This window comes from Rhodococcus sp. NPDC060090, assembly GCF_042729855.1.
Lineage (GTDB): Bacteria > Actinomycetota > Actinomycetes > Mycobacteriales > Mycobacteriaceae > Rhodococcus.
The window spans coordinates 121,574-143,665 of record NZ_JBHWXB010000012.1 but is presented as its reverse complement, the minus strand read 5'-3'; the positions used below and the strand labels follow the sequence as shown (position 1 = coordinate 143,665).

At 68.3% G+C, this 22,092-nt stretch carries 23 protein-coding genes and 1 pseudogene; 18 read left to right on the top strand and 6 right to left on the bottom strand.

Annotation, left to right across the window (positions count from 1 at the left end; all coding sequences use genetic code 11):
* Nucleotides 1-122 precede the first annotated feature (122 nt).
* A complete protein-coding gene (locus tag ACFWCF_RS17825) occupies nt 123-530 on the top strand; it encodes a four-helix bundle copper-binding protein (RefSeq protein ID WP_231782058.1) in 408 nt (135 codons plus the stop codon).
* A gap of 126 nt (nt 531-656) precedes the next feature.
* Here the strand turns inward: ACFWCF_RS17825 and lgt are convergent, their stop codons facing one another.
* The 3 genes from lgt to ACFWCF_RS17810 all read right to left on the bottom strand — a co-directional run bounded on the left by lgt (nt 657) and on the right by ACFWCF_RS17810 (nt 3,831).
* On the bottom strand, nt 657-1,634 hold the full coding sequence (lgt, locus tag ACFWCF_RS17820) for a prolipoprotein diacylglyceryl transferase (RefSeq protein ID WP_231780564.1): 978 nt from the start codon (nt 1,632-1,634) through the stop codon (nt 657-659).
* Between the two features lie 353 nt (nt 1,635-1,987).
* Complete coding sequence (locus tag ACFWCF_RS17815; protein WP_378563912.1) at nt 1,988-3,133, bottom strand: sensor histidine kinase; 1,146 nt, start codon at nt 3,131-3,133, stop codon at nt 1,988-1,990.
* Nucleotides 3,130-3,831 (bottom strand): winged helix-turn-helix domain-containing protein, encoded by a 702-nt coding sequence (locus tag ACFWCF_RS17810; RefSeq protein WP_378564079.1) that lies wholly within the window; start codon nt 3,829-3,831, stop codon nt 3,130-3,132. The genes ACFWCF_RS17815 and ACFWCF_RS17810 overlap by 4 nt, the downstream gene beginning before the upstream one ends.
* A 212-nt stretch (nt 3,832-4,043) precedes the next feature.
* Here ACFWCF_RS17810 and ACFWCF_RS17805 point away from each other — a divergent pair, with 212 nt between their 5' ends.
* The 5 genes from ACFWCF_RS17805 to ACFWCF_RS17785 all read left to right on the top strand — a co-directional run bounded on the left by ACFWCF_RS17805 (nt 4,044) and on the right by ACFWCF_RS17785 (nt 9,682).
* Nucleotides 4,044-4,325 (top strand): SHOCT domain-containing protein, encoded by a 282-nt coding sequence (locus ACFWCF_RS17805; RefSeq protein ID WP_138846397.1) that lies wholly within the window; start codon nt 4,044-4,046, stop codon nt 4,323-4,325.
* Nucleotides 4,318-5,838 carry a multicopper oxidase family protein gene (locus ACFWCF_RS17800; protein WP_231780562.1) on the top strand — a complete coding sequence of 507 codons (1,521 nt, stop codon included), beginning with the start codon at nt 4,318-4,320 and terminating at the stop codon, nt 5,836-5,838. The genes ACFWCF_RS17805 and ACFWCF_RS17800 overlap by 8 nt, the downstream gene beginning before the upstream one ends.
* A 76-nt stretch (nt 5,839-5,914) precedes the next feature.
* Nucleotides 5,915-6,577, top strand: coding sequence for a DUF305 domain-containing protein (locus ACFWCF_RS17795; protein ID WP_231780561.1), 663 nt, complete (start codon nt 5,915-5,917; stop codon nt 6,575-6,577).
* A gap of 51 nt (nt 6,578-6,628) precedes the next feature.
* Nucleotides 6,629-8,794, top strand: a complete 2,166-nt coding sequence (locus ACFWCF_RS17790; RefSeq protein ID WP_231780560.1) for a heavy metal translocating P-type ATPase — start codon at nt 6,629-6,631, stop codon at nt 8,792-8,794.
* Nucleotides 8,795-8,833: 39 nt separating this feature from the next.
* The gene (locus ACFWCF_RS17785; protein WP_231780559.1) at nt 8,834-9,682 is read left to right on the top strand and encodes a F510_1955 family glycosylhydrolase; all 849 of its coding nucleotides are present in this window, start codon (nt 8,834-8,836) and stop codon (nt 9,680-9,682) included.
* Here the strand turns inward: ACFWCF_RS17785 and ACFWCF_RS17780 are convergent.
* Entirely contained in the window at nt 9,587-10,060 is a 474-nt protein-coding gene (locus ACFWCF_RS17780) for a Tn3 family transposase (protein ID WP_378563905.1), read from the bottom strand. The genes ACFWCF_RS17785 and ACFWCF_RS17780 overlap by 96 nt on opposite strands.
* A 132-nt stretch (nt 10,061-10,192) precedes the next feature.
* Between ACFWCF_RS17780 and ACFWCF_RS17775 the strand changes: the two genes are divergently transcribed.
* The 7 genes and pseudogenes from ACFWCF_RS17775 to ACFWCF_RS17745 all read left to right on the top strand — a co-directional run bounded on the left by ACFWCF_RS17775 (nt 10,193) and on the right by ACFWCF_RS17745 (nt 16,820).
* Nucleotides 10,193-11,776, top strand: coding sequence for a multicopper oxidase family protein (locus tag ACFWCF_RS17775; RefSeq protein ID WP_231780558.1), 1,584 nt, complete (start codon nt 10,193-10,195; stop codon nt 11,774-11,776).
* A 768-nt stretch (nt 11,777-12,544) separates the two neighbouring features.
* Entirely contained in the window at nt 12,545-12,751 is a 207-nt protein-coding gene (locus ACFWCF_RS17770; protein ID WP_231780557.1) for a heavy-metal-associated domain-containing protein, read from the top strand.
* A gap of 53 nt (nt 12,752-12,804) precedes the next feature.
* Complete coding sequence (locus ACFWCF_RS17765) at nt 12,805-12,987, top strand: hypothetical protein (protein ID WP_231780556.1); 183 nt, start codon at nt 12,805-12,807, stop codon at nt 12,985-12,987.
* A gap of 25 nt (nt 12,988-13,012) precedes the next feature.
* Nucleotides 13,013-15,274 carry a heavy metal translocating P-type ATPase gene (locus tag ACFWCF_RS17760; protein ID WP_378563900.1) on the top strand — a complete coding sequence of 754 codons (2,262 nt, stop codon included), beginning with the start codon at nt 13,013-13,015 and terminating at the stop codon, nt 15,272-15,274.
* Between the two features lie 292 nt (nt 15,275-15,566).
* Nucleotides 15,567-15,914, top strand: a complete 348-nt coding sequence (locus tag ACFWCF_RS17755) for a metal-sensitive transcriptional regulator (protein WP_378563897.1) — start codon at nt 15,567-15,569, stop codon at nt 15,912-15,914.
* Between the two features lie 218 nt (nt 15,915-16,132).
* Nucleotides 16,133-16,485 (top strand): annotated as a pseudogene (locus tag ACFWCF_RS17750) (type II toxin-antitoxin system RelE/ParE family toxin).
* Between the two features lie 20 nt (nt 16,486-16,505).
* Nucleotides 16,506-16,820 (top strand): helix-turn-helix domain-containing protein, encoded by a 315-nt coding sequence (locus ACFWCF_RS17745; RefSeq protein ID WP_378563894.1) that lies wholly within the window; start codon nt 16,506-16,508, stop codon nt 16,818-16,820.
* 314 nt (nt 16,821-17,134) lie between these two features.
* Here the strand turns inward: ACFWCF_RS17745 and ACFWCF_RS17740 are convergent, their stop codons facing one another.
* Complete coding sequence (locus ACFWCF_RS17740; RefSeq protein WP_378563891.1) at nt 17,135-17,632, bottom strand: DUF2269 domain-containing protein; 498 nt, start codon at nt 17,630-17,632, stop codon at nt 17,135-17,137.
* A gap of 35 nt (nt 17,633-17,667) precedes the next feature.
* Entirely contained in the window at nt 17,668-17,922 is a 255-nt protein-coding gene (locus ACFWCF_RS17735; RefSeq protein ID WP_378563888.1) for a hypothetical protein, read from the bottom strand.
* Between the two features lie 96 nt (nt 17,923-18,018).
* Between ACFWCF_RS17735 and ACFWCF_RS17730 the strand changes: the two genes are divergently transcribed.
* The 5 genes from ACFWCF_RS17730 (at nt 18,019) to ACFWCF_RS17710 (ending at nt 22,028) form a co-directional block, all read left to right on the top strand.
* A complete protein-coding gene (locus tag ACFWCF_RS17730) occupies nt 18,019-18,588 on the top strand; it encodes a TetR/AcrR family transcriptional regulator (protein ID WP_378563885.1) in 570 nt (189 codons plus the stop codon).
* Between the two features lie 269 nt (nt 18,589-18,857).
* Nucleotides 18,858-19,235, top strand: coding sequence for an ArsR/SmtB family transcription factor (locus ACFWCF_RS17725; RefSeq protein ID WP_378563882.1), 378 nt, complete (start codon nt 18,858-18,860; stop codon nt 19,233-19,235).
* A complete protein-coding gene (locus ACFWCF_RS17720) occupies nt 19,232-21,190 on the top strand; it encodes a heavy metal translocating P-type ATPase (RefSeq protein WP_378563879.1) in 1,959 nt (652 codons plus the stop codon). The genes ACFWCF_RS17725 and ACFWCF_RS17720 overlap by 4 nt, the downstream gene beginning before the upstream one ends.
* Nucleotides 21,187-21,684 (top strand): signal peptidase II, encoded by a 498-nt coding sequence (gene lspA / locus ACFWCF_RS17715; protein ID WP_378563876.1) that lies wholly within the window; start codon nt 21,187-21,189, stop codon nt 21,682-21,684. Before ACFWCF_RS17720 ends, lspA begins: the two co-directional genes overlap by 4 nt.
* Nucleotides 21,681-22,028: a DUF3703 domain-containing protein gene (locus ACFWCF_RS17710; protein WP_378563873.1), complete on the top strand. Its 348-nt coding sequence runs from the start codon at nt 21,681-21,683 to the stop codon at nt 22,026-22,028. The genes lspA and ACFWCF_RS17710 overlap by 4 nt, the downstream gene beginning before the upstream one ends.
* The last annotated feature ends 64 nt before the right edge of the window (nt 22,029-22,092 follow it).

Below are 22,092 nucleotides of genomic sequence, written 5' to 3'. Positions count from 1 at the left end.
GATCGGTGCACCCCGACACGAAAAACTATGTCAGACCGTTTTTGGTGGATCGCCGGGGGTATGCGACCGGGACACGGAGTCGACCTCCCGTCGACCCATACTGTTCCTGGAAGGACGAACAGATGAGCACTGTATCGACCATGCTCGAGACCCACCCGAACGATCCGCGTGGGATCGATCCCGCACACCTGACCGCCTGTATCGAGGCGTGTGTCGAATGCGCCCAGACCTGCACCGCGTGTGCCGATGCGTGTCTGAGTGAAGATAAGGTGGCCGACCTGGTCACGTGCATCCGCACCGACCTCGACTGTGCCGACATCTGCGAGGCCACCGGGCGGGTGCTGTCGCGACGCACCGGCTTCGACGCCGCCCTGACACGCTCGATTCTGGAAACCTGCGCGGCCGCGTGCAAGGCCTGCGGTGACGAATGCGCGCGCCACGCCTCTGATCATGCGCATTGCCGCACCTGCGCCGAGATGTGTCGCCGGTGCGAGCAGGCCTGCCGGGAGCTGATCGGCTCACTCGGGTGACCACCCGGGTGCGGTGAGAGCACCCGATGGGCCGCGAAAGAGGACGTGCGCCCGCTCGATTCCCGGCCGGGGCGCCTCCCGCGGGTCGGGGCGGGAGCAGTCGGTGCTGCTGTGGACCTCATCGGTCTAGTCGTCCCGGTCCGGAGTTGCTGCCGCCGGAGAGGGCGGTGCCGCGGCCTTGGCGAGGGTGGTGTCGTCGGACGCGGGCGTCGAGTGGGTCGATGCGAGGTCGTCGGCCGATTCGCGTCCTTTACGGGCGAGCAGGACGTAGGCCACCGCGAGGACGAACACCACTGCGGAGGTGATCGAGTTGATACGGATGCCAGCGATCTCGGTGGCCGGATCCGACCGCATCAGCTCGACCACGAACCGCCCGGCACAGTATCCGGCGACATAGAGTGCGAACAGTCGGCCGTGGCCGATGCGGAAGCGCCGGTCCACGACCACGAGCACCAGCACAATGAGCAGGTTCCACAGCACCTCGTACAGAAATGTCGGATGCACAACCGCGACAACTTGCCCGGTGGAGACGCCGTCGATCAGGTCCGGACCGGTCAGACCTGTGTCGGTGCGACGCTGGTAGATCTCGAGGCCCCACGGCACCGTGGTCTCCCGGCCGTACAGTTCCTGATTGAACCAGTTGCCGAGGCGGCCGATGGCCTGGGCCAGCAGGATCGGTGGTGCGAGCGCGTCCCCGAAGGCGGGCAGGGGAATACCGCGCCGGCGGCAGCCGACCCAGGCGCCGACACCGCCAAGGGCGACCGCACCCCAGATACCGAGCCCGCCCTCCCAGATCTTCAGAGCGTCGAGAGGGTCGGCGCCCTGACCAAAGTAGGTCTGCCAATCGGTGGCGACGTGATAGAGCCGGCCGCCGATCAGCCCGAACGGCACCGCCCACACGGCGATGTCGAGGACGGTGCCGCGCTGGCCACCGCGGGCGATCCAGCGGCGTTCCCCCCAGAAGATCGCCACCGCGATGCCGATAATGATGCACAGTGCGTACGCGCGCACTGCGATCGGACCGGCGAACCACACTCCCTGCGCAGGGCTGGGTAAAGACGCCAGGACAGTGGTGGCGGAGGAGGAGGCGACAGTGAAGGTCACGAGGTGACGGTAGAAGGTCATCGTCGTCGTTCGGTGTTCGCTTGATGAAGGTTTGCTCAAGAACGGCGGTGACCACCCTTCGCGTCTGCCCCGTGCACAGGCACGGGGCAGGAGCTCATCGGATGTGACCGTGCCGAGGGGGCTCGGGCCGTCACGCGTCTGCAGGCGGCGGCGACGTGAGGGCAGGCGCGTGGCGTGGCGGCGACAGAACCGGCAGGACTCGACTCGCCGTCAACCGCCGAATCGAGGTGAACGAGTCCTGCGGCCTGCTTCCCCTACAAATAGGGGAAAGCCCTCTCCGTCTCATCCTACGGCGCATAGCGGGGCGTGAAACCGCGTGATGCACCTGCAGTTCAGAGCCTGATGATCGGCAGATCGAGGGTGAAGCGAGCTCCATGTCCCGGCCCGTCGCTGTCGGCCCGGATACGACCATGGTGGGCTTCGACGAGGGCGCGGGTGATGGTCAACCCGATGCCACTGCCGCCATGCCTGCGGTCGCGGGCGGTGTCGGCCCGGTAGAAGCGGTCGAAGACATGGTCGAGGTGATCAGCGGCGATGCCCTCGCCGGTATCGGCCACCGTGATCTCCACCCGATCATTGTTCGCCCGTCTGCTGGTCACGGTGACCGTGCCGCCGGCCGGGGTGTGGCGCAGGGCATTGTCGAGCAGGTTACCCAGGACTTGGCCGAGCCGATCGGGATCGACAATCACGACCACGGAGTCGTCGAGACGGCTGTGCAATTCGACGCCTTTGCTCTCGTACCGTTCACGCACCGCATCGACCGCGGTGGTGACGAGGGTGCCGGTGGTGGTCGGCACCGGCCGGATACGGGTGAGGTGTTCTTCGGCGCGCGAGACCGCGGTGATGTCCTGGGCGAGACGCCCCAGCCGGTGGGTGGCGCCGCGCAACACCTGCCGGGTGTCGTCGTCGAGGGTGCGGACACCGTCGTCGAGGGCTTCGAGATAGGAGTCGAGGGTCGCAATCGGGGTGCGCATCTCATGGCCGAGATCGGCGAGCATCCGGCGGCGGGTGGCCTCGGTGGCGTCGAGGCGGCGGGCGAGTTCGTTGACGGTGACGGCGAGTTCGTCGAATTCGCGGCCGAGACCGGGGCTGGGTACGCGGGTGTCGTAGTGGCCGCCGGCGATCCGGGCGGTCGAGGTGGTCACCGCCGTCAGCGAGCGTTGGACCCGACGAGTGATGTACCAGCTCACCGCCAACGCCAGCAGCACCGCGATCCCCACCGCCAGGCCCCACGCCAAGACGATCGCCCAGGCAAACGCTTCTTCGACGTGGGCGGCCTGGCTGGAGTTGTGGTCGATGCCGGCCTGGCCGAGGTGATCGTGGAAGATGCCCGGCGCGAGGGCGGAGGCGACGAGCCAGGCGCTGGCGGCGCAGCCGACCACCACCACGGTCAACGCGAGGAACAGTCGGGTGCCGAAACTCGACCCGGTCAGGGCCCGCCGCATCGACGGCCTCGATGGGCGGGTCTGGGGATTCATGCTCCGGTGCCCATCCGGTAGCCGACGCCGCGCACGGTGCGCACGTAGCGGCCGCGGGTCGCGTCGTCGCCGAGTTTGCGGCGCAGATGACCGATGTGCACGTCGACCAGGTGTTCGTCGCCGGTCCAGCTCGGGCCCCACACCGTCTCGATCAGCTGGGCACGGGTGAGCACCACGCCGGGATCGCGCGCCAGCGCGGCAAGGACGTCGAATTCGGTGCGGGTCAACGCCACCGGCATCCCGGCGACGGTGACCTCGCGGCCGTCGACATCGAGGGTCAGGTCACCGACACGGTGAATCAGATCAGCGGTGGTGGTGGTGTCGGCCGGCCTCGGTGCGGCGATGCCGGTGCGGGGGCGGCGCAGCATGGCCTGGATTCGGGCCATCAGCTCGCGGGGGCTGAACGGTTTGCTCATGTAGTCATCCGCGCCGACCGACAGCCCGATGAGGGTGTCGATCTCTTCGGTGCGGGCGGTGAGCATCACGACGTACGCGTCGGAGAAGGTGCGTAGTTGCCGGCACACCTCGACCCCATCGAGTCCTGGCAGGCCGAGATCGAGGACCACCACGTCGGGGTCGACCTGCCGGGCGAGGGTGACGGCGTCGGCGCCGTCACTGGTGATCGCGGTCTCGAACCCGTCGCGTTCGAGATACGAGCCGATCAGGTTCGCCAACGGTGCCTCGTCCTCGACGACCATCGCCCGCAACCCCGTCGGTGGCCGCGGCGGCGCCGGGTCGCCGGCCGGGGTGGGCTGCGAGTGAGAGGAGTCCATGGCGTCCATCATCACCAGCCATTCCTGGTGTCGACGCTGCGGCGGGGCTTCTTGAGCAAATCTTCATACGACCTCCACAGGAATCGGGGGGTACACGCGCCAGGCTGAAGACACGAACTTTGGGAAAGGAGGCGACCATGATGGGCTGGGCAGGTGAGCTGACCTGGACCGGATGGATCGTCATGGCCGTGTGCATGTTCGCGTTCTGGGCGGTGGTGATCTATCTGGTGGCCATGATGTTCCGCACCGACCGCGCCAACGGACCGGGCCGCACCACTGAGGAGGCCGATCCACTGCGACTGCTCGAGGCACGGTTCGCGCGCGGCGACATCGACTCCGACGAATTCGTGGCTCGCCGACAGGTGCTGACACAGACCACCGGCACGCCCGAATTCAGGCAGGCGCAGGGCCGTGGCTAGCGTGACCCGCCGGGCTTTCGTGCTCGGCTCGTTGCTCGCCGGCACCGGAGTCCTGGCGGCCTGCTCCGGATCGGGCTCGCCAACCGGCGCCCCCGTGCAGCCCTCGTCGACTCTGGTGCGCCGCGCCGAGCAGGCGCGCCGCAGCCCGGGCGGCCAGCAGGTGGTCTCGGCCCGGTTGACGCCGCGCCCGGTCCAGGTGGACCTCGGCGGACGTGTCGTGTCGACCTGGGGGTACGACCAGAGTCTGCCCGGGCCGTTGCTCCGCGCCCGCGCCGGGGATCTGCTGCGGGTCGAGGTCGACAACCAACTGCCGGCGCAGACGAGCGTGCACTGGCACGGGCTGGCGTTGAGCAACGACATGGACGGGGTGCCCGGGCTGACCCAGGACCCCATCGCGGCCGGGGGCCGGTTCGCCTACGAGTTCACCGTCCCCGATCCGGGCACCTACTTCTATCATTCGCATTCCGGGCTGCAGCTCGATCGCGGCCTGTACGGGCCCCTGGTCATCGACGACCCGAACGAGCCCGGCAACTACGACCACGAATGGATCGTGGTGCTCGACGACTGGCTCGACGGCACCGGCCGCACCCCCGACGACGTGGCCCGCGACCTCGGCATCGGCGCCGCCACCGGTGACAGTGGCGACGGCGGGATGGGCGGGATGGACCACGGCGCCATGGACATGGATGGCATGGACATGGGTGAGGAGACCATGCTCTCCCCGCTGCTCGGCGGCGCCGGGGACGTGAGCTACCCGCACTTTCTGGTCGGCGGCCGGGTCCCGGACGACCCGATCGTGTTCACCGCGACACCCGGACAGCGGGCACGGATCCGGTTCATCAACGCCGGCGCCGACACCGCGTTCCGCGTCGCCCTCGGTGGGCACCGGATAACCGTCACCCACACCGACGGCTTCCCCGTCGTGCCGCAGGACACCGACGCGCTGCTGATCGGGATGGGCGAACGCGTCGATGTGCTCGTCACCCTCGGCGACGGCGTCTTCCCCCTGTTCGCACAGGCCGAAGGCAAGACCGGGCACGGGCAGGCCCTGGTGCGCACCGCCACCGGCGCGCTGCCCGCCCAGCCTCGCCCCGGCGAGCTGGACCGGCAGGTGCTGCTCGGCACCGACCTCGCGCCCCGGGACTATGTGCGCCTGCCCGAGAAGGAGCACGATGTGTATCACAGCGTGGACATGGGCGGGACCATGTCGCCGTACCGGTGGACCCTTAATGGCCGCGCCCACCCCGACATCCCGCCCCTGAACGTCAACGAAGGGCAGCGGGTGCGCATGCGGATGCGGAACATGTCGGACATGTTCCATCCGATGCACCTGCACGGACACACCTTCGCGCTCACCGACACCGGCCTGCGCAAGGACACCGTCACGATCGGGCCGATGCGCACCGTGGAGATCGAATTCGACACCGACAATCCCGGCCAGTGGGCGCTGCACTGCCACAACGCGTATCACCAGGAAGCCGGGATGATGACCACCGTGTCCTACCTGGCCTGATCCCAGCACGCCGACCGGCCGTGCCCGGGCTCCGTGCCACGGCGGTCTGTGACCGTTCGAGAAAGGAACATATCCCATGAACAAGAAGACTCTCGCCGTCGGCGCGATGGCGCTCGCGGTGGTGTTCGCCGCGGCGGCATGCAGCGATACCGGCGGCGATACCGGCACCACTGCCACCTCGCCCGCCACGACCTCGGCCACCACCACCGCCGCCGACGACGAGGCCGCGGCGCACAACGACGCCGACGTGATGTTCGCGCAGATGATGCTGCCGCACCACACCCAGGCCATCGAGATGAGCGACATGCTCCTCGCCAAAGAGGACATTCCCGCGGACGTGACCGCCCTGGCCGAACAGATCAAGGCCGCTCAAGGCCCGGAGATCGCGCAGCTCGAATCCTGGCTCGAGCAGTGGGGCGAGCCCACCGCGATGCCCGAGACCGGCAACAACGACATGCCCGGCATGGACATGGACGAGGGCATGGACGGTATGGAGGGAATGCAGATGGAAGGGATGATGAGCGAGGAGGACATGCAGGCGCTGTCCGAGGCGCAGGGCGTCGACGCCGCTCGCCTGTTCCTCGAGCAGATGATCGCCCACCACGAAGGCGCAGTCGACATGGCGCAGACCGAGATCGAGGACGGACAGTTCCCCGACGCGGTAGAGATGGCCCGCACCATTGTCGAGACTCAGCAGCAGGAGATCGAGACCATGCGTGAGCTGCTGACCACCCTGTAACCGGGCGCCGCCCGGTTTCCTCTCGGCCCTGCCATCTCAAGGAGGCTTTCGATGTCGCACCCGCAGCACGGACACCCCCACCCGGACCCGGCGCCCGCCGGACACGATCACGGCGCCGATGTCCAGAGCCCGCCACCCGACGAGCATGATGCGCACGCCGGGCACCTCGCCCACGTCGGGCCGAGCGAGCACACCGGGCACGGGGGCCACGATCGGCACGCCGGGCACGGGGCACACGGGGAGATGTTCCGCCGCCGGTTCTGGGTGTCACTGGTGCTGGCGATACCGGTGGTGTTCTTCAGCCACATGGTCGCCGACCTGCTCGGCTACACCATGCCGGACTTCCCCGGCGCCATGTGGATCGCCCCGGTACTGGGCACGGTGATCTTCGTCTACGGCGGCACCCCGTTCCTCACCGGAGGCTGGGCCGAACTCAAATCCCGACGTCCCGGGATGATGCTGCTGATCGCCATGGCGATCACCGTCGCGTTCCTCGCCTCCTGGGTCACCACCTTGGGTCTCGGCGGGTTCGACCTGGACTTCTGGTGGGAACTCGCGCTGCTGATCGTGATCATGCTGCTCGGGCACTGGCTCGAAATGCGGGCCCTCGGCTCGGCGTCGGGCGCCCTCGACGCGCTCGCGGCGATGCTGCCGGACACCGCAGAGAAAATCACCGATAACGGCACCACCGATGTTCCTTTGTCGGAACTGGTGCTCGGGGATCGGGTGCTGGTACGCGCCGGGGCGCGGGTGCCCGCCGACGGCACCGTCACCGACGGCCGCGCCGAGGTCGACGAATCGATGATCACCGGCGAATCCAAGGCGGTCACCCGGCAGGTAGGCGACACCGTGGTCGCCGGCACCGTCGCGACCGACAGCGCCCTGCGGGTGCAGATCACCGCCGTCGGCGAGAACACCGCCCTGGCCGGCATCCAACGGATGGTCGCCGACGCCCAGGCCTCCTCGTCCCGCGCCCAGGCACTGGCGGACAAAGCCGCCGCGTTCCTGTTCTACTTCGCCACCCTCGCCGGCATCCTCACCTTCACGATCTGGACACTGCTCGTCGGCAACGTCGACGAAGCGGTGGTCCGCACCGTCACCGTGCTCGTCATCGCCTGCCCCCACGCCCTCGGGTTGGCGATCCCGCTGGTGATCGCGATCTCCACCGAACGCGCCGCCAGATCCGGGGTGCTGGTCAAAGACCGGCTCGCACTCGAACGCATGCGCACCGTCGACGTGGTCCTGTTCGACAAGACCGGCACCCTGACCCAGGGCCGGCACCAGGTCACCGGCGTCGCCGCCGCCCACGAGGTCACCGACGAGCATCTGCTGGCGCTGGCCGCGGCGGTCGAATCCGACAGCGAGCACCCCGTGGCGCGGGCCATCGTCGCCGCCGCCGACGACCGGGTCCCGGCCGCAGAGCGGATTACCGCCACCGACTTCCGCTCGCTGCCCGGCCGCGGGGTACGCGCGCTCGTCGACGGCACCGAGGTGACTGTCGGCGGCCCGGCGATGCTGGCCGATCTGCGGTTGTCGGTGCCCACCGACGTCACCGCCGTGACCCAGCAGTGGGTAGCGCGCGGGGCGTCGGTGCTGCACGTCGCCGAAGGGGACCGCGTCCTTGGGGCCATCGCGCTCGAAGACGCCGTCCGCGAGGAATCCCGTCAGGCCATCGACGCCCTGCACGCCCGCGGGGTGAAGGTCGCGATGATCACCGGCGATGCCCGGCAGGTCGCCGATGCGGTGGCCGCCGATCTCGGGATCGACGAGGTGTTCGCCGAGGTGCTACCCGAGCACAAGGACGCCAAGGTCACCGAACTGCAGACTCGCGGGCACACGGTGGCGATGGTCGGCGACGGTGTCAACGACGCCCCCGCGTTGGCTCGCGCCGATGTGGGTGTCGCGATCGGTGCCGGCACCGATGTGGCGATCGAATCCGCCGGGGTCGTCCTGGCGGCGAACGATCCGCGGGCGGTGCTGTCGATCATCGCACTCTCGCATGCCAGTTACCGCAAGATGTGGCAGAACCTGGTGTGGGCGACCGGCTACAACCTCATCGCCGTTCCACTTGCCGCCGGGGTGCTGGCGTTCGCCGGGGTCGCGATCTCCCCGGCGGTCGCCGCGATCCTGATGTCGGTCTCGACCATCGTCGTGGCGCTCAACGCCCAGCTGTTGCGGCGCCTCGACCTCGACCCCACCCACCTGGCTCGGACCTGAGCCGCCGCCCGATCGATCCGAAACGAGTTTCTGCTTCTCATGTCGAGTTTTCTCCTGCGCCGGTGGGCGCGTGTCCTGGTGCCTGTTGCTGCTGTGGTTGTGCTCGCCGGTTGTGCGACCGGCGAACAATCCACAACCCCAGCGGATGCGGATTCGCCCACCCCGGCATCGGAAGTGCCTGGCACAGCGTTGGAACCGGCCCTCGACCATCTGCACGGTCTGCACCTGGATGCGGACGGTGTGATACTGGCTGGCACCCACACCGGCCTCGTCGAGATCGCCGACAGCGGGCGCACCAGCCTCGTCGGCGTCTCCGACGACGACTTCATGGGACTGACCGGGGAACCGGGCACCGACCGTCTCTTCGCGTCCGGGCATCCGGGGCCGTCGAGTTCGGCGCCGAATCCGTTGGGGCTGATCGACAGCGCCGATGGCGGCCGCACCTGGATACCGAAATCCTTGACCGGCGAGGTGGACTTTCACGCTCTTGCTACAGACGGTGAGTTGCTGGTCGGATTCGATGGCGTCACCGGATTGCTGGTCTCCACCGACGGCGGCAGCAGCTGGACCCCGGGTGCCCCGGTGGCCGCGGCCGCGCTCGCCGTCACCGACGGCGGGGTGTGGGCGACCACCACCGCCGGACTCCAGCACAGCACCGACGCCGGACTCACCTTCACCGTGGTGCCCGACGCCCCGCGGCTGGCGTTGCTGTCCGCCGCGCAGGACGGCTCATTATGGGGTATCGACACCACCGGCACCGCGTGGCGTAGCCGCACCGGACAGGCCTGGGAGTCACGCGCGGTGGTGGGGCCGGTCGAAGCGGTGCTCGCCGTGGATTTCGACACCGCCTACGCCGCGACCGCCGAGATGCTCTACCCGCTGAACTGACCCGATGAGCACTGGGCTGACCCGATGAGCACTGGTCCGGGTCTTGTTGCGGGAATGGTGGCCCAGTGTGCGCAGCAGCGTCACCGACGACAATCGCCGCTCCCGGATCGAGAGGACAGTGCGCACCAGGTTCGGCCGGTGGGTCTCGAGCAGCGCCCAGTCGAGGACGTTGTCGTCGAACAGCGAATCGATGTGCGGAGAGCGGGCACTCGCCTCGGGTCGGTTGACGTTCAGGTCGTGCCAGTTGCGGATGCGGGCAGCAGATCGAACCCCACCAGAGCGCCTCGGCCGAACACCGGCAGCGACATCGCCTGGAGCGACGCAGTGGGCCTCGGTCGGTGGCAGCCCCTGCCAGCGTCCGGTGTGGAGATTCTGCACCTCAAATGTGTCCTGCGCACGTGATCGGCTCCGACCCGACCTGTGTCCTTCCGATACGGAGTCCGGTCAGCTGTTCTGTTCCCAGCGCGCCCCACATGCCGGCGCGTACCGCATTCTCTTCAGGAGAGTTTCGTGACCCCCTCTGGCAACTTCGGTCCCCGCGTCAGCAGGCGAACATTCCTCACCGCCACCTCGGTGGGCATCGGCGGTCTGGCGCTGACCGCGTGCAGCAAGACACCATCGACGACGCCCGGCACCACAGCAGCGAGCGTCGAGCAGAGCGCGATTCTCGCTGCCGAGGCGAAACGCCCTCACACCGGCCGTACCGTCACCGCCAACCTCACCGCGCAACTGACTGAACTCGACCTCGGCGGACCAACAGTGCGTTCCTACGCCTACGGCGCCACGGTGCCGGGACAGGTGATCCGCGCCGGTGTCGGTGACGAGCTGGCCGTCACGGTCGACAACAAGATGCCTGATCCCACATCGGTGCACTGGCATGGCATCGCTCTGCGCAACGACATGGACGGCGCCGCCCCCGCAAGCCCCGACATCGCGCCGGGCGAGTCCTTCACCTACCGGTTCTCGGTGCCGCACTCGGGCACCTTCTGGGCCCACCCACACGTCGGTGGGCAAACGGACTACGGGCTGTATGCGCCGGTGATCGTCGACGACCCCAACGAACCCTTGTCGTACGACGCGGAATGGATCGTGGTCCTCGATGACTGGACCGATGGTGTCGGTCGCAGCCCTCAACAGATTCTCGACGAACTCCGCCAAGGCGGGATGGGATCGATGGATCACGGCTCCATGCCCGGGATGAGCATGCCAGGTATGTCCAGCATGCCGGGCATGTCGGGCATGGCTCAGCCGCCCACCAGCGGCTTGTCCGATGGGACGAGCGACAACCTTCTCGGCGGTGACGCCGGGGATGTCACCTACCCGCTCTACCTGATCAACGGCCGCGTCCCGGAGTCTGCTTCTTCGTTCACCGCCAAGCCGGGCCAGCGGATTCGGATTCGTCTCATCAACACCGGCGCCGACACCGCGTTCCGGGTTGCGCTCGCCGGGCACCGCATGACCGTCACCCACACCGACGGCTTCCCCGTGGTCCCCACCGAGGTCGATGCACTGTTGGTCGGAATGTCCGAACGCTACGACGTCATCGTCACGGCCGCAGACGGTGTCTTTCCGCTCGTCGCCGCGGCAGAGGGTAAGAACGCGCAGACCCGCGCCCTGCTCCGGACAGGCGCCGGCGCCGTGCCGGATCCCGGTATGCGGCCCACCGAACTCGCCGGGCAGGTCGGCACCGTGCACTCGTTCTCGGCCACCGGAGACGTGATGCTTCCCCAGGGACCGCCGGATGTGAACCTGACGGCCGATCTCGGTGGCGACATGATGAGCTATCAGTGGACGATCAACGGCCGGATGTTCGACCAGATGGAGCCACTGACCATCCGGGAAGGCCAGCATGCCCGATTGACGTTCACCAACATGTCGATGATGTGGCATCCGATGCACCTGCACGGGCACACGTTCCAGGTCATCCGCGCCGATGGCACCCCAGGACCGCGTAAGGACACCGTGATCGTCCTGCCGATGCAGAAGATCGAAGTCAACCTCGTCGCCGACAATCCCGGTTACTGGATGCTGCACTGCCACAACGGCTACCACCAAGACGCGGGCATGATGACCAGGCTCGACTACCGGAGCTGAGTGCCGTGCGGGGGTGCGTCACCGGCACCGGGCACCGGTGATGCACCCCGCCGGGCGCGTTCTTCTCGGTAACCCGGCCGGTTCGGTAACCCGGCCGGTGCGGACCCGATGTCCAACGCCGGATGTAGAGGGTCTGATGGTGTCGTAGAGCATCCGCCACGGGTGTGTGGCCGTGCTCGCGGGGCACCACGCCAGCCAAGACGGACTGCAGGGCCTTGCCCTGATCTCCGGAACTCCCGACGTCGCTGCAACTCCTCGCTCCCGAATACCCGCGTCGCCACGAACCCCAGCCTCCCGAAACGCCGACCACCCTCATCGGCAGCCACGCCAAGCGCCCACCATCCCGATCCGCAGCCCGAACCGAGAAATCACCGCCGACCAGGCACTACGCGAACCTCGTTGTTTTTGCGCCATTACTCCCGGGACCCCTCTCCGATGCGTCAGGCGACGATCGACAGCAGCTGCGGTCCCGCGCTGCGTTGACACAACGGGTACGGGTACAGCTACACAGCGAGACATCCGTAGCGGCATCCAGTATCCAGCGCGTCGGGCCATCGATACCGCTGCATCGTCCTGACTTCGCGCGGACAAGGCGTTGCTCTCCCCACCTCCCAGTCATGCGAGGGCAACGACACGCCTGCACGGCAGGCGGCTGCCTGGCCATTTACATACCCTAGGGGGGTATGGTACACATGGTTGTGGCCCCGATCAGGGGGCCACCACGACACGGATTCCGTGTCCCTGCCCCGATCGAGAAGAGGTATCGACATGAGCACCACCACCATCACCGTGACCGGCATGACCTGCGGACACTGCGCGTCGTCGGTACGCGAGGAAATCGGCCGGATCCCCCAGGTGACCGGCGTGAACGTCGATGTAGCCAGCGGCCGGGTCGAGATCGACGCGACCGCCGAGATCGACCGCGCCGCGATTGCCACCGCGGTCGACGAAGCCGGTTATCAGCTCGCCGACTGACCGACCCGCCTGGAGCAACCCCACCTATCGGACCCGGACAGGAGATTCTCACGATGAAAACATCGACGAAGGTTGCCGGATTCACCGTCGGCCTGGCCGCGGTCTTCGCCCTCGGCCTCGGGGCCGGCGCCGTTCTCGGCCCCGAGGCCACCCCACCAGCGGCCACCCATAGCACCGATACCGCACCCGGTACCGACGCGGCCACCGATCCGGTTCCCGCCGGGCACGGACACTGACCACCGCAGCTCGAGAGGAGTACCAGTGAATCCCGTCACGCATCCCGCCGACGGCCGGATCGAACTCGACATAGGTGGCATGACCTGCGCGTCCTGCGCCAACCGGATCGAGAAGAAGCTCAACAAGATGGACGGCGTCACGGCCTCGGTGAACTATGCCACCGAGAAGGCGCGCGTCGACTACGTCGGTGCAGTGGCGGCCGGGGATCTCGTGGCCACCGTCGAACAAGCCGGCTACACCGCCACACTCCCCGCGCCCCCCGCAACCTCCGGATCCGAGCCCACCGCCGAGGCCGTTGCGCAACCCGATCCGACCGCCGCCCTCCGGCAGCGACTACTGGTCTCGCTCGTCCTCAGCGTTCCGGTGATCGCCATGGCCATGATCCCGGCGTTGCAGTTCCCGAACTGGCAGTGGCTCTCGCTCACCCTCGCCGCCCCGGTGGTCGTGTGGGGAGCGTGGCCGTTCCACAAGGCCGCTTACACCAACCTCCGGCACGGCGCCGCCACCATGGACACACTGGTCTCCATCGGCACCCTCGCCGCTCTCGGCTGGTCGATCTACGCGCTGTTCTGGGGCACCGCCGGCGTCACGGGCATGACGCATCCCTTCGAACTCACCATCGCCCGCACCGACGGCACCGGCAACATCTATCTCGAGGCCGCGGCCGGGGTCACCACCTTCATCCTTGCCGGCCGGTACTTCGAGGCCCGCGCCAAACGCCGCGCCGGCGCCGCACTGCGCGCCTTGCTCGAACTCGGCGCCAAGGAGGTCTCGGTGCTCCGGGGCGGAGTCGAGCAACGAATCCCGGTCGACCGGTTGACCGTCGGAGATGAGTTCGTCGTCCGCCCCGGCGAGAAGATCGCCACCGACGGCATCGTCGTCGAAGGCTCCTCCGCAGTGGACGCCTCGATGATCACCGGCGAATCCGTCCCGGTGGAAGTCGGGCCGGACGACCAGGTCGTCGGTGCCACCGTCAACGTGGGCGGACGAATCATCGTGCGCGCCAACCGCGTCGGATCCGATACCCAACTCGCGCAGATGGCCCGGCTCGTCGAGGACGCCCAAACCGGCAAGGCCCAGGCCCAGCGACTGGCCGACAGGATCTCCGGTGTCTTCGTCCCGATCGTGATCGCCCTGGCGGTGGCCACCCTCGGGTTCTGGCTCGGCACCGGCGGCTCGGTCGCCGCCGCATTCACCGCCGCCGTCGCCGTGCTGATCATCGCCTGCCCCTGCGCCCTCGGCCTGGCAACCCCGACCGCGTTGATGGTCGGCACCGGTCGCGGCGCCCAGCTCGGCATCCTGATCAAGGGTCCCGAGGTACTCGAGTCGACCCGCCGCGTCGACACCGTCGTACTCGACAAGACCGGCACCATCACCACCGGCAAGATGACCCTGCTCGACGTGATCACCGCCGAGGGCGAGGACACCGCCGAGGTACTTCGCCTCGCCGGAGCATTGGAAGACTCCTCCGAACACCCCATCGCACAGGCCATCGCCAAGGACGCCCGCGACAAGGTGGGCGACCTGCCGGCAGTGGAACAGTTCACCAACCTCGAGGGACTCGGGGTACAGGGCACAGTGGACGGTCACGCGGTACTCGTCGGCCGCACCCGACTGCTCGCCGACTACGCGCAACACCTGCCCGGTGACCTCGCCGACGCCATGCAGAGCGCCGAAGCCGACGGCAAGACCGCCGTCGCAGTCGGCTGGGACGGCGTGGCCCGCGCGGTACTGGTGGTCGCGGACGCCGTCAAACCGACCTCCGCCGAAGCAATCACCCAGCTACGTGATCTCGGGCTGACACCGATCATGCTGACCGGCGACAACGCCGCTGCAGCCCGGACCATCGCGGGTCAGGTCGGAATCGACGAGGTCATCGCCGAGGTTCTGCCGGCGGACAAGGTGGACGTCGTCAAGCGTCTCCAGGATCAGGGCAAGGTCGTCGCCATGGTCGGTGACGGGGTCAACGACGCCGCCGCCCTCGCCCAGGCCGATCTCGGGCTCGCGATGGGCACCGGCACCGATGTCGCGATCGAGGCCAGCGATCTGACTCTCGTCCGCGGCGACCTGCGGGCGGCAGTCGATGCGATCCGTCTGTCCCGTCGTACCCTCGGCACGATCAAGGGAAACTTGTTCTGGGCCTTCGCCTACAACGTCGCCGCACTGCCACTGGCGGCGATGGGTCTGCTCAACCCGATGATCGCGGGGGCCGCGATGGCCTTCTCGTCGGTGTTCGTGGTCAGCAACAGCCTGCGGCTGCGCCGATTCCGTTCCACTGCACGCTAACCGGACCGGAGGCGACCGACGGATGAGGACAGGGTGGGTGGCGCGGCCGCGCCACCCACCTGCCTCGCTCTGCACCACACGACCAGGAAGAACAAATCATGTCGACAGTGACCACCGCTCTGATACGGATCGTCCGCCATCCCGCCGCCCGGGCGGCGGCCCGGTGTGCAGCCGGATGCGCCGCGGCCGCGGTCGGCCGCCGCATGGAGGCCTCGCACCCGAACCGCCCGCATACCCCCGGCGGGCATACTCGACAATGCTCGACCTGACAGCCGGATTCCAGGAGGACACCATGGCCACCCCCACCCCCGCGGCCACGCCACCCGAGGTTCCCGCGACCGACTGCCATGAGCACGCCGGACACGGATACATCACCGCCAAGGACGACTACCTCAAGCGACTCAAGCGCATCGAGGGCCAGGCCCGCGGACTACAGCGGATGGTCGACGACGAGAAGTACTGCATCGACATCCTCACGCAGGTCTCGGCGATGACCAAGGCCCTGCAGGCCGTCGCGATGGGGCTGCTCGAAGACCACATCAGTCACTGCGTCGTCGACGCCGCCGTCGCCGGCGGGCCGGAAGCGGACGCGAAGATCAAGGAAGCCACCGACGCCATTGCCCGGCTGGTCCGCTCCTGATCGAGACGCAGGCGTAGCTCTCACCCTGCCGCCACCTGCCCGATCACAGTAGCTCCCCTGTGATCGGCCACCGATCGGAGGAGCGGCCGAGACCTCCCTGCCGTGGCAGCATGTGAGGCGCACCTCTACCAAAATTAGAAGGCAGGCGTTATATTATGGGTGGTTCGCCTGGCCACCAGGGATCACACAGGAGTGCAGAAGCGGAGGTCGGTCGGTCCATGGAGTGCGAAGTTGTACTCCTCGACGACGTGGAGCAGTGGTACCTCTCCCTGGTCGAATCCGGCGACGACGACGCGACTGCGGTGACCGCCGCCATCGACTACTTGGAACGTGAAGGGCCGACACTGGGTCGGCCGGTGGTGGACAAGGTCAAAGGTTCCCGTGTCCACAACATGAAAAGCTGCGCCCCAGCGGAACCTCCATCCGGATCCTGTTCGTGTTCGATCCCCAGCGGCAGGCGGTCCTGCTGGTCGCGGGAGACAAGGCCGGCGAATGGACGCGGTGGTACACCGACAACATCCCCATAGCCGAAGACCGCTACGAATCGTGGCTCGAAGAGCAAGAACACTAAGAAATCAGGAGGTGTGGAACATGGCTCGACATTGGCGCGAGGTGCGGGCGGAGGTCGCCGAGCGGCTCGATGAGCAGGCCGTCAGCAATGCCGGCAAGACGATGCAGGAAGAGGTCCGGGCCCACCGACTGGTGGAGATCCGTCGCGAACAAGGATGGACTCGCCAGGACGCGGTGGCCGAGGTGATGGGGATCTCCCAGTCCCGGGTCTCCCAGATCGAGCGAGGCGACCTCCGGCACACCCAGCTCGGAACACTGGAGTCCTATGTGGAAGCCCTCGGTGGTCACCTGCGCGTCGTCGCCGACTTCGGCGACCGCTCCTTGACCTTGGGTTGAGGACTGGTACCTGGCCCAAGCGCCTCCGCACCCGGCGCTGCTGCATGCGGGGATCGATTTCGGCTATCGCGCCGCTACCCTGCTCCCACGGAGCCGGGTGTCGGTGACAGTCAATCCCACTCCGACCTTCCACGGTGTCGAGCATGGGTCCCACGAGGAGCGGATTGCGGCCACGAGGGCCGGCTGGATGGAGCGCTCCGTCCCGACGATCTCGCGTTCGTCGCCTGTGTGCTGGTAACGCAGAATGGGGCGGACCCCACCCGGGCATACCTTCTCGGGGTCACCATGCCGGGAATCGAGCGCGCCGCCGCGACTCAGGCCGACACACTGGGCACCGCCCGGTTCCGCAGTGCTCTGCGGTGCCCGTATGCGGTCACCCCGCGCGGCTTGTACACCGCCAGCACCAGCGCAACGAGCACCACGATCAACGCGGCGGTGGCATGCACCAGATGGGTCGGGTCCTGCAGGGCGGCCCGGTCGGCCTCGGACCAGGTCGGCTGCGCCGCGACGGTCGCGGCGTACTCGATCGAGCGCGTGTAGAGCACCAGGACGACAGTGGCGACCAGGTTCAGCACCAGCTTGAACAGCACCCAGTAGTGGCGGAGCAATCCCCACGCGGTGCCGAGCGAGCAGATCAACCCGGTGCCCAGTGAGACCACCGCAAACGGCAGCAGCACCGCGTCGGCGAGCATCGCCATCACCTGATAGCCCCCTCGGACCTGTTCCGGATCGGCGCCGATCAACGTGGCCGCGGCCACCACGAGATAGGTGATGACGGCGCCGAGCCACCCTCCCGAGGCACCAATGTGCACGGCTCGCGCGAGGGTGCGCGCCCGTGGCGACAGCGTCACTGCGGGACGGGTCCGGTCCGTGCGTCCGGTGAGAACTCGACGCCGTCAGCGCTGATCATCGGGTGCGCCGCCGCGGCAGGAGCGGACAGATGTCGGCCCGGACCGTGGTTGCCGCCACCGAACAGCATCACGGCAACGACCAGCACGAGGAGAACGCCGACGACGGCGGCGACCATCTTCACCCAACGCGGCATGCGGTGCTCCGGGCCGCCGACGGCGCGGCGCGGTGGCGGGGAGGTGGGATCGGTCATCGGCGGGCTCCCTCATACGCAAGACAACTTTTGCGATACACACTGTCACATAAGGCGTCGGCGTGTCGATAGGGCGCCGCTGCGTACACTTCGGGGGTGCCGAAGCTATGGAACGAGACGATCGCCTCGCATCGCCATGCCGTGCGGGAGGCGACCATGGATGCGGCCGCGGCAGTGGTTGCCGAGTCCGGGCTCGCCGCAGTGACGATGTCGAAGCTCGCCGAACGCACCGGAATCGGCCGGGCCACGCTGTACAAGTACTTCGCCGACGCCGACGCCGTCCTGGCCGCCTGGCACGAACGTCAGATCGCCCACCATCTGCACCATCTCGCCGAGGTCCGCGACCGTGCCGCCGGTCCCGGCGCCCGGCTCGCGGCAGTGCTCGAGGCATACGCGCAGATCCTCGCCCACCATCACAGCGGGGCGATGGCGGCCGGGCTGCACCGTGGTGAGCACGTGGTGCGCGCTCAGCAACGCCTGCACGAGTTCGTCCGTGACCTGCTCACCGACGCAGCGGAAGCGGGGAAGGTCCGCGACGATGCCACCGCCGACGAGCTGACCCGGTACGTGCTGCACGCGGTCTCGGCGGCCGAAGGGCTCGACTCTTCCGCTGCCGTGCACCGGCTCGTCGCGATCATCCTGACCGGGCTGGGGCCGCAGCGCTGACCGCGCTCTCCGCACTGCCGACCGAGGGCCGAATGCGGTCTCAGGGTCGGTCGGCGTGCGCGAGAAACAGCAGAATCGCCACGACCCGCCGCGGTGACGCCAAGGTCGGCGAGTATTTGTCGGTCCGCTGACCGACACGTCGATGCCGTCGAGGATGACGCGCATGCCGCGGTGGCCGAGGTCGATCCGGGATGCCTCCACGACACCCCACAGGGGTATCGCATTGATCGACGCTTTCTTATATCGCCGTATCCGGATATTATCGTCATATGACGATTGATAGTACGGAGGGGTGCCTCGCCGCGGCGGGCACCGGCTCGAACCTCGACGCGGCGGTGGCGCTGTTCCACAGCCTCTCCGACGGCACCCGACTGGCGATCGTGCGCAGCCTGGCCAACAGGGAGTCCCGAGTAGCGGACCTGGTCGGCGAGCTGGGGTTGGCACAGTCGACGGTCTCGGCCCACGTGGCGTGCCTGCGGGACTGCGGGCTGGTGCAGGGCCGCCCCGAGGGCCGGCAGGTGTTCTACTCGCTGACCCGACCGGAACTGCTCGATCTACTCGCCTCGGCCGAAACCCTCTTGGCCGCGACAGGCAACGCCGTCGCGTTGTGCCCGAACTACGGCACCGACACCGGAGAAAAGCCATGAGTGACGCGTGCGGGTGCGGCCCCGACGAACCCCGCGTCGAGGGCGAGGACGACCACGAGCCCGACAAGTGGTGGCAGGTCACCGAGATCCGGGCCGCTGCCGCCGCGGGTGTCCTGCTGATTGCGGCCCTGATCGTCCACGTCACCGGTGGGCCCGACGCTCTCGGGACGGGCTTCGAGGCGGTGGCGCTGATCGTCGCCGGCTACACCTTCGTCCCCTCCACCCTCACACGTCTGGCCCGCGGCAGGATCGGGGTCGGGACCCTGATGACGATCGCCGCCGTCGGCGCCGTGCTGCTCGGCGAGGTCGGCGAAGCCGCGATGCTCGCGTTCCTGTTCGCCATCAGTGAGGGCCTCGAAGAATACGCGGTCACCCGCACCCGACGCGGCCTGCGTGCCCTGCTCAATCTGGTGCCGGACACCGCCACCGTCCTGCGCGGCGGCCGCGAACAGACCGTCGCCCCAGCGGATTTGAGGCTCGGGGAGATCATGATCGTCAAACCCGGGGAGCGGCTCGCCACGGACGGCACCATCCGCACCGGGCGCACCGCCCTGGATACCTCCGCGATCACCGGGGAATCGGTCCCGGTCGAGGCCGGACCGGGCTCCGAGGTGTTCGCCGGGTCGATCAACGGCACCGGTGTTCTCGAGGTCGAGGTCACCGCTGGCGCACAGGACAACTCGCTGGCCAAGATCGTGAAAATCGTGGAGGCCGAGCAGTCCCGCAAGGGCGAGGCCCAGCGCCTGGCCGACAAGATCGCCAAGCCCCTGGTTCCCGGGGTTATGGTCGCCGCGGCACTGATCGCCGCGATCGGCAGCATATTCGGCGATCCGCTGGTGTGGATCGAACGCGCCCTCGTCGTGCTGGTCGCCGCCTCCCCGTGTGCGCTGGCCATCGCGATCCCGGTGACCGTGGTCGCCGCGATCGGCGCCGCTTCCAAACTCGGCGCCCTGGTCAAGGGCGGCGCAGCACTCGAAGCATTGGGCCGGATCCGCACCGTCGCGTTGGACAAGACCGGCACCCTGACCCGCAACCGCCCCGAGGTCATCGACGTCGCCACCACCGGCGACGCCACCCGCGCCGACGTCCTGAATGTCGCCGCCGCGCTCGAGGCACGCAGCGAACATCCCCTCGCTGCAGCGATCCTCGCCGCCGTCGACGACTACACCCCCGCCGAGGACGTCGACGCGCTCCCCGGTGCCGGACTGACCGGACACCTCGGCGGCATCCCCGCCCGTCTGGGCCGGCCCGGGTGGATCGATCCCGGCCCCCTCGCCGCCGATATCGAGCGGATGCAGCACGCCGGAGCCACTGCGGTGCTCATCGAACACGACGGCACCCTGATCGGGGCGATCGCGGTGCGCGACGAACTGCGTCCCGAAGCCCGCGAGGTCGTCGCGGGGCTACGCCGCGACGGTTACACCGTGGCGATGCTCACCGGCGACAACGAGCGCACCGCACGAGCGTTGGCAGCCGACGTCGGTATCGACGAGGTGCACGCCGATCTGCGTCCGGAGGACAAGGCCCGCATCATCGACAGCCTCCGCGGTACGCAGCCGACGGCGATGGTCGGTGACGGCGTCAACGACGCGCCTGCCCTGGCCACCGCCGACCTGGGGATCGCGATGGGCGCGATGGGCACCGACGTGGCCATCGAAACCGCCGACGTCGCCCTGATGGGTGAGGACCTGCGGCACCTGCCCCAAGCCCTGCAGCATGCCCGCCGATCACGAACGATCATGTTGCAGAACGTCGGCCTCTCGCTCGCGATCATCACCGTCCTGATGCCCCTGGCTCTGTTCGGGGTGCTCGGGTTGGCCGCCGTTGTCCTGGTTCACGAGGTCGCCGAGATCGTGGTGATCGCCAACGGGGTCCGCGCCGGCCGTGCCCGCGCCCTCGCCGACTCGTCGCCGGGCACACCCGCACCGGTCCCGGCGCCTACGGCCAGCGCATGACCGGCACACCGATCTCGAGAGCGCGACGGTCGCGGCGCCTGCTGATCATTGTCGCCGCCGGGTTGCTCGCGGTCGCGTTGCTCGTCGACCCCATCGCCCGGCAGGTCCTGACCGGGGGCCGCAGCATCGACCTCGAAGTACTGCAACTACGGCTGATCTACAACACCGGGGTGGCGTTCAGCATGGGGGATCACGTGCCGAGCCCGGTGTTGCTCACAGTGACCGGACTGATCACCACCGCGATCGCGGTATATGCCTGGCGGACCGCCCCTGCCAGTAGTTGGCTCGCCGTTGTGGGGCTCGCCGCGCTTTTCGCTGGCGCCGCCGCCAACGTCATCGACCGCACCCTCGACGGGAAGGTCACCGACTACCTGCACACCGGCTGGTTCCCCACCTTCAACCTCGCCGACACCTTCCTCACGTGCGGTGTCGCCCTGCTGCTCGTGTCCTTGTTCGTCGACGCTCGCACTGAAGCCAAGGAGTCCGCGCGATGACCGAGATGCCCACCGCCCTCCGCGCCGCCTACACCGCCGAGATGACAGCTGCCCGCGCCACGTCCGTGGACACCGAGCGGTGGGCGCACCTCGAGCGCGCGCACATCCTGTCCCAGCCCTATCCGTGGCCGCACACCCGCAACCACATCGCCATGCTCGGCCTTGCTCTGCGCCAACGTGACCGCCGTGAGGCCCTCGGCCAGGTGGTGCGAATCATCGTCGCCGCTCCCGGATCCGCGCTGGGCCGCTATCCCGAGGGCAACACCGGCCGTACCCGCGCCGGGCTCATGACGCCGATGCCCATCCCTGAGGACCTGGCGCAGACCATCGCCCGTGCCATCTGAATATGCTGCGCTGCACCACCGCCGGCCCTCCACGGAGAGCGGCGGATCCAGTGGTCCCGGCACG